The sequence below is a fragment of the Thalassospira sp. UBA4513 genome, assembly GCF_002388495.1.
Classification (GTDB): domain Bacteria; phylum Pseudomonadota; class Alphaproteobacteria; order Rhodospirillales; family Thalassospiraceae; genus Thalassospira; species Thalassospira tepidiphila.
Window position 1 is genome coordinate 79954 of sequence record NZ_DGMR01000007.1, and the last position, 6949, is coordinate 86902.

The window sequence follows — 6949 nt, forward strand, 5'->3', positions numbered from 1 at the left end:
CTGCCGGCATGAACCCGATGGACCTTAAGCGCGGTATCGACCTTGCGACCACCAAAGTGATCGAATCCATCCAGAGCCGTGCACGTAAAGTTGCCGGTCGTGACGAGATCGCACAGGTTGGTAACATCTCTGCTAACGGTGACCGTGAAGTCGGCGACATGATCGCTGAAGCCATGGAAAAAGTTGGCAACGAAGGCGTTATCACCGTTGAGGAAGCCAAAGGCCTGCACACCGAACTCGACGTTGTCGAAGGCATGCAGTTCGACCGTGGTTACCTGTCTCCGTACTTCGTAACCAACCCGGAGAAAATGGTCGCAGAAATGGATGCTCCGTACGTCCTGCTGTTCGACAAGAAAATCTCCTCGCTTCAGCCTATCCTGCATCTGCTTGAGTCGGTCGTTCAGTCCGGCAAGCCGCTTCTGATCATTGCTGAAGACATCGAAGGCGAAGCACTGGCAACCCTGGTTGTCAACAAGCTGCGCGGTGGTCTGAAAATCGCTGCTGTTAAAGCACCGGGCTTCGGCGACCGTCGTAAAGCCATGCTCGAAGACATCGCCATCCTTACTGGTGGTCAGGTTGTCTCCGAAGATCTCGGCATCAAGCTGGAAAGCGTTACCCTCGATATGCTTGGTACCGCGAAATCGGTTACCATCACCAAAGAAGAAACCACCATCATTGATGGTGCCGGTGAGAAAGCACAGATCGAAGCACGCGTTGGCCAGATCCGCGCCCAGATCGAAGAAACCACCTCTGACTACGACCGTGAAAAACTGCAGGAACGTCTCGCGAAACTCGCAGGCGGCGTTGCAGTGATCAAAATCGGTGGCGCTTCGGAAATCGAAGTGAAAGAACGCAAAGACCGCGTTGACGATGCCCTGCACGCGACCCGCGCTGCTGTTGAAGAAGGCATTGTTGCTGGTGGTGGTACGGCTCTGCTGTACTCTGTCAAAGCCCTCGAAGGCCTTGAAGGTGAAAACCACGACCAGACCATCGGTGTTGACATCGTTCGTCGTGCCCTGCAGGCACCGGTTCGCCAGATCGCACAGAACGCTGGCGTAGACGGCGCTGTTGTTGCTGGCAAACTGCTTGAGCAGGACGACGTAGAGTTCGGTTACGACGCTCAGAAGGGCGAATACACCAACCTCGTCAAAGCTGGCATCATCGACCCGGCCAAAGTTGTTCGTACTGCTCTGCAGGACGCAGCATCGGTCGCTGGTCTGCTGATCACCACCGAATGCATGATCGCCGAGAAAGCCGAAGACAAATCGGCTGGCGGCGCGCCTGACATGGGCGGCATGGGTGGTATGGGCGGCATGGGTGGCATGGGCTTCTAAGCCTTACCCAACCGACCTATCGCATAAGGGAAGGGGCTCGCCATTTGCGGGCCCCTTTTCTTTGTCTAAGCGGCAATAAAAAAGAGCCCGCACACTGGCGGGCTCTTTGATGAATTCAAATGGCGTCAGCCAAACAGCTTTTTAAGCGTTCTGGGCTGACAGCGCAGATATTGCGGGGCGGCCTTGACCTCGGCGCCCAGCGTTGCGGCGGCATGCCAAGGCCAGCGCGGGTCATAGAGAATGCCGCGTGCAAGGGCGATGGCATCGGCCTGCCCGGTAAAGGTGATGGCTTCTGCCTGTTCGGCCTCAGTAATAAGGCCGACCGCAATCGTGGTCATGCCTGTTTCTGCCTTAATGCGGGCGGCAAACGGTACCTGATAATTGGGACCGAGCGGGATTTGCTGATCGATATGAAGGCCGCCCGATGAAACGTCGATAAAATCGCATCCGCGGTCCTTGAGGAGTTTGGCCAGCGCGACGCTTTGATCGATATCCCAGCCGCCGTCGACCCAGTCGGTTGCCGAAATACGGATGCCCAGCGGATAGTCGGCGCCAACGGCCTTGCGGATGGCGTCATAGATTTCGATCACGATGCGGGTGCGGTTTTCAAAGGAACCGCCATATTCATCATCGCGCTTGTTGGCATGCGGCGACAGGAATTGATGGAGCAAATAACCATGCGCGCCATGAATTTCAATCGCGTCAAAGCCCAGCCGGACGGACCGTTTGGCCGCCTCGACAAAGGCCTGAATGATTTCTGCGATGCTGGATTTTGTCATCGCCTCGGGGATTGGATCGCCGTCACGGAACGGCACGGCAGAGGGGGCTGAGACCTGCCAGCCATTTTCATGGTCCGGGGAAAGGGCATGGCCCCCGAGCCACGGTTTTTCACAAGATGCCTTGCGCCCGGCATGGGCCAACTGGATGGCAATCGGCATGTCGGAATGGCTGCGGACAGCTTTGAGCGTTTTACCAAGTGCTGCTTCGGTTTCGTCATCCCACAGGCCGACATCGCCATAGGTAATGCGACCTTCCGGTTCGACTGCGGTGGCTTCGATAATCAGAAGACCGGCACCCGATTGCGCCAGATTGCCCAGATGCATGTCATGCCAATGGGTGACCTTGCCGTTATCGGCGGAATACTGGCACATTGGTGCGATGATAATGCGGTTATCAAGGGATAGCTTGCCCAGTGAAAGCGGGGTGAAAAGAGTGCTCATATGCGTTCCTTTAACTCGGACGGTGACGCGCGTGCGCCAATCAATGGGATGAAGCTAATCCGGGGGCGGGGCAGGCGCCAGCGTCGTGTTGAATTTTTCCAGGGAATGGAATGCCAGAAGGGAGTTTTCCAAGCAGCCGATCAGAAAAAATCAAAAATTCGCAAAAAAATGCATCGCCCCACTTGCAGAAATTTCCACCCGATCTATCTCAAGATTGGAAAGGGGCATGGTGCCCCGATACGCGTCAAGGTTGCAGCCTGGTCTGGACTGATGGCGCAAGAATACTCGTCTGTAATGGAGGGTACTACAATGACTGGTCTTCAGACTCTTAATGGATCCCGTCGTCCGTCTTCTGCACCGACTTACGGTGATCCTTTCACTCTTATTTCCCGTGACGTTGACCGCATGATCGGTTCGATCTTTGGTCACCGTGCAGCCCCGTCGGCACAGGTATCTTCCGAAGAAGGCGAAGTGACCCAACCGTTGCTGAGCCCGCGGATCGACATCTATGACGGCGAAGATCACTTTGAACTTTCCGCCGAACTCCCGGGCGTTGAACAGGATGACGTCAATGTCGAAGTGCTTGACGGTGTCCTGACCATCACCGGTGAGAAGAAATTCAGCCGTGAAAGCAAGGATGGCGCCCATGTCGTTGAGCGCAGATATGGCAGCTTCAAGCGGTCCTTACGCCTGAATGACACCATTGATGCCGACAACATTACCGCGTCCTTCAAGAACGGTGTTCTGTTGCTTACTCTTCCGAAGGTAGCAGAACAGAAGCCCGAACCGCGCAAGATTGCGGTGACCGGCTAAGGACTGTCTCTCCTCCCTGAGAAGTTTCCCCTGATAAGACTGACGGGCGGTTTTACCGCCCGTCTTTTTTTGTGTTTGCAAATTGGTGAGGCTTAGGTTGCTTAACGCCCGGCATAGCCGCTGCAATGATCAAGCCGCATGTCAAACAGACCTGTTTCATCAAAGCGGTCGAGCGCATTTGTCCAAGGCGTCAGGTCGATGTTCTGTGCCTTGAGCCAGTCGGGATTGTAATAGGTATCGCAATAACGATCCCCGCCGTCACACAGCAAGGTCACGACCGACCCGGTTTGGCCAGCCTTCTTCATTTCCGAAATCAGTGACAGGGTCGCGATCAGGTTGGTACCCGTCGATCCGCCGCAGCGCCGACCAAGATGCTTTTTCAAATAATAAAGGGCTGCAAAGCTGGCCGCGTCGGGGATGCGGTACATGCGATCGACCACGGTCGGGTTGAAACTGGGTTCGACACGCGGGCGACCGATGCCCTCGACGCGCGATCCCTTGCTGTTGGTGACCGAACAGTCGCCGGTTTCATATCCATCATAAAACACCGAGTTTTCCGGGTCGGCCACGCAAAGCTCGCAGCCCTGACCAAGGCTTCGGCCATAACGGATATAGCGCCCGATGGTCGATGATGTTCCGCCCGTTCCGGCACCAACAATGATCCAGCGTGGAATGGGGTGGGGTTCGCGTTTAAGCTGATCAAAGATGCTTTCGGCGATGTTGTTGTTGCCGCGCCAGTCGGTCGCGCGTTCTGCATAGGTGAACTGGTCCATGTAATGGCCGCCCAGTTCGCGTGCCAGACGTTGCGATTCTTCATAAATCTGGCCGCTGTGATCAACCAGATGGCTTTCACCGCCATAAAAGGCGATCTGATCGATTTTCTGCTGCGATGTTGATTTCGGCATCACCGCAATAAAGCGCAGGCCAAGAAGGCGGGCGAAATAGGCCTCTGACACCGCGGTCGAGCCACTTGATGCCTCGATGATCGGGGTGTCCTTGTTGATCCAGCCGTTGCACAGCCCATAGAGAAACAGCGACCGGGCCAGACGATGTTTGAGGCTGCCGGACGGATGGGTCGACTCATCTTTAAGATACAGGCCAATGTCACCAAGCTTTGGCAAATCAAGGCGGATCAGATGGGTATCGGCAGATCGGTTGAAATCGGCTTCAATCGTGCTGATGGCATCGGCCACCCATTGGCGGTCATAAGGCATGAAACATCCTGACGTCTGGTTGGATCACTTTTTGGCCAAGTTTGGCCCGGAATCGTCATCTGTTTAGGGCAATATAATACAAAAAACGACAGTAAAATTGTGCCGATACATTTTGAGAACCGATCAGCAATCGTCGATTTTATCAGATTGGGCTTGCTAACACTTTTTTCAAAGCTCACCTTTAAGATACAAGCTTCACGATTCTTTCGATTTGACGGGATGGCGCGAAATCATGGCTGACGACGATAAGGACCCGTTTAGCGTACGTATGGGGGCCTCCGACATTGGGGCGGCCTATGACGTGCCTGTGCGTGTGTCAACGGTGATTGGCAAAAGCCAGATCCAGGTCGCGCAATTGATGCGCCTGACCCGCGGTGCCGTGCTTGAGCTGGACCGCCGTGTGGGGGAGCCGGTCGATATTTACGTCAACAACCGACTGGTCGCCCGCGGGGAACTGGTTGTCGTTGATGAAAATCTGGGTGTGACCATTACCGAGGTTGTAAAAAGCGGCATGGTGATCGAAACCCACCACTAATTGCGAACGCACCGCAATCAACGCATCCCACCTGTTCTTGGCTGACGGTGGGATTTTTTTGTCTTCGGTGGAACTTGCAAGATTTTCAGGCGTTTGTGGATAAACCCCTTTGAAGACTCAAGTTCCGGTCAACTGTATTTGATGACAGTTGGCGACCTCATTTAGCCGAGGGTTACCCCATGATTAATCTAGTGACATCAGGCCTTCTGGCTTTGATCGGTCTTGCACTTGCTGTTGGCGGTGCATGGCTGATTGCAGTCGGCGGGAGCTTCTATTACGCGCTTGCCGGGTTGGCCTTCCTGTTTGCAAGCTTTCTGGCCTTTACACGCAAGCCCGTTCTGTTGCCGTTTTATGGCGCGTTTACACTCGCAAGTCTGGTCTGGGCTGTGTGGGAGGCCGGGTTTGACTGGTGGCAACTGGCCCCGCGCGGCGGCCTGATCATTGTTGTCGGGCTTTGGCTGATGACGCCTGTTTTCCGCAAAACGCTGGTCCGGACGTCGCAGGATGAGGATGGTGCAAGCGAGAATAAGGCGCCGGTTCGGTCCTTTGTGCTTGAAGGCAGCGTCGTTATCGCCGTGATCGTTGCGGTTTATTCGATGATGAACAATCCCAATGCAATCGAGGGCACCCTGCCAACCAGCACGGTTGTCGAAAACCCGCAATATGGGGGCTCCGTGCCCGATGCCGATTGGCATCATTATGGTCGGACGACCTATGGGCAGCGCTATTCACCGCTTGATCAGATTAATACCGACAATGTTGCGTCGCTTGAACAGGCATGGGTCTATCAGACCGGTGATTTGAAACGCGAAAGTGACGTGCCGGAAACCACCTATCAGGTCACACCGCTTAAGATCGGCGAGACGCTATATCTTTGCACGCCACACAGTTGGGCGATTGCGATTGATGCCAAAACCGGACAGGAAAAGTGGAAATTTGATCCGGGTATTCCGCAAAATCCCGACCGTCAGCATCAGACATGCCGGGGTGTCACCTATTACAAGGACGCTGCCACCAACGAAACCGGTCCTTGCACCGAACGTGTGTTCCTGCCGACATCCGATGCGCGCCTGATTGCCCTGGATGCGGCAACGGGTGAAATTTGCCCGTCATTCGGGGATGAGGGTACGGTGCATCTGGAAACCAACATGCCCTACAATCCGGCGGGCTATTATTATTCAACGTCGCCGCCGGTTGCCGCAGATGGCAAGATTATCATTGGCGGGGCAGTCAATGACAACTATTCCACCAAATCGCAGTCGGGCGTTATTCGGGCCTATGACATCAATACCGGCAAGCTGGTCTGGAACTGGGATTCCGGCAATCCGGAACAAACCGAACCGATCCCCGATGAGCAGACCTATGCCGCCAACTCGCCCAACAGCTGGTCGGTTTCCAGTGCGGACGAGGCGCTTGGTATGATCTATGTGCCGTTGGGAAATAAGGTGCCTGATCAGTTGGGCATGAACCGCGATGAAAATGTGGAAACCTATTCCTCGTCGATCGTGGCACTCAGCCTTGAAACCGGTCAGGTCCAGTGGGTGCGCCAGACGGTGCATCATGACCTTTGGGACATGGATGTGCCGGCACAGCCAGCATTGTTTATATTACATTTAATATAGTTCGTTATTATTCAGATCTCTGATTTAAAAGAGTAAATACAAGTATATTATTATTTTTGTTCATACAAAAACTGTTCAGTCAAATTGTATAGGCGGTTAGAAGATAAATGCATCAACACTGACTCGATGAAAATAGATTGGCCAATTGATGATGATCGCATGTATGTAACCCTACAATGTAAATATACAGGATTGCATCTATCAGTGCGTA

The 6949-nt window shown here is 54.2% G+C and carries 6 protein-coding genes; 4 read left to right on the forward strand and 2 right to left on the reverse strand.

Annotated elements, in window-relative coordinates:
- Positions 1 to 1334: chaperonin GroEL (gene groL, locus B2T33_RS02755; protein ID WP_286791089.1), on the forward strand; the 1334-nt coding region annotated here is incomplete at its 5' end.
- A gap of 125 nt (positions 1335 to 1459) precedes the next feature.
- On the opposite strand, the gene B2T33_RS02760 is transcribed toward groL, so the two are convergent.
- On the reverse strand, positions 1460 to 2554 hold the full coding sequence (locus tag B2T33_RS02760; protein ID WP_286791090.1) for an NADH:flavin oxidoreductase/NADH oxidase: 1095 nt from the start codon (positions 2552 to 2554) through the stop codon (positions 1460 to 1462).
- Positions 2555 to 2863: 309 nt separating this feature from the next.
- On the opposite strand from B2T33_RS02760, the gene B2T33_RS02765 reads away from it, so the two are divergent.
- Complete coding sequence (locus tag B2T33_RS02765; protein WP_286791091.1) at positions 2864 to 3367, forward strand: Hsp20/alpha crystallin family protein; 504 nt, start codon at positions 2864 to 2866, stop codon at positions 3365 to 3367.
- Positions 3368 to 3468: 101 nt separating this feature from the next.
- Here B2T33_RS02765 and B2T33_RS02770 read toward each other — a convergent pair whose 3' ends face one another.
- Positions 3469 to 4581: a PLP-dependent cysteine synthase family protein gene (locus B2T33_RS02770; RefSeq protein WP_286791092.1), complete on the reverse strand. Its 1113-nt coding sequence runs from the start codon at positions 4579 to 4581 to the stop codon at positions 3469 to 3471.
- A 232-nt stretch (positions 4582 to 4813) separates the two neighbouring features.
- Between B2T33_RS02770 and fliN the strand changes: the two genes are divergently transcribed.
- Positions 4814 to 5116 carry a flagellar motor switch protein FliN gene (fliN, locus tag B2T33_RS02775; protein ID WP_040823589.1) on the forward strand — a complete coding sequence of 101 codons (303 nt, stop codon included), beginning with the start codon at positions 4814 to 4816 and terminating at the stop codon, positions 5114 to 5116.
- A 179-nt stretch (positions 5117 to 5295) separates the two neighbouring features.
- Complete coding sequence (locus B2T33_RS02780) at positions 5296 to 6738, forward strand: PQQ-binding-like beta-propeller repeat protein (protein WP_286791093.1); 1443 nt, start codon at positions 5296 to 5298, stop codon at positions 6736 to 6738.
- Positions 6739 to 6949 lie beyond the last annotated feature (211 nt).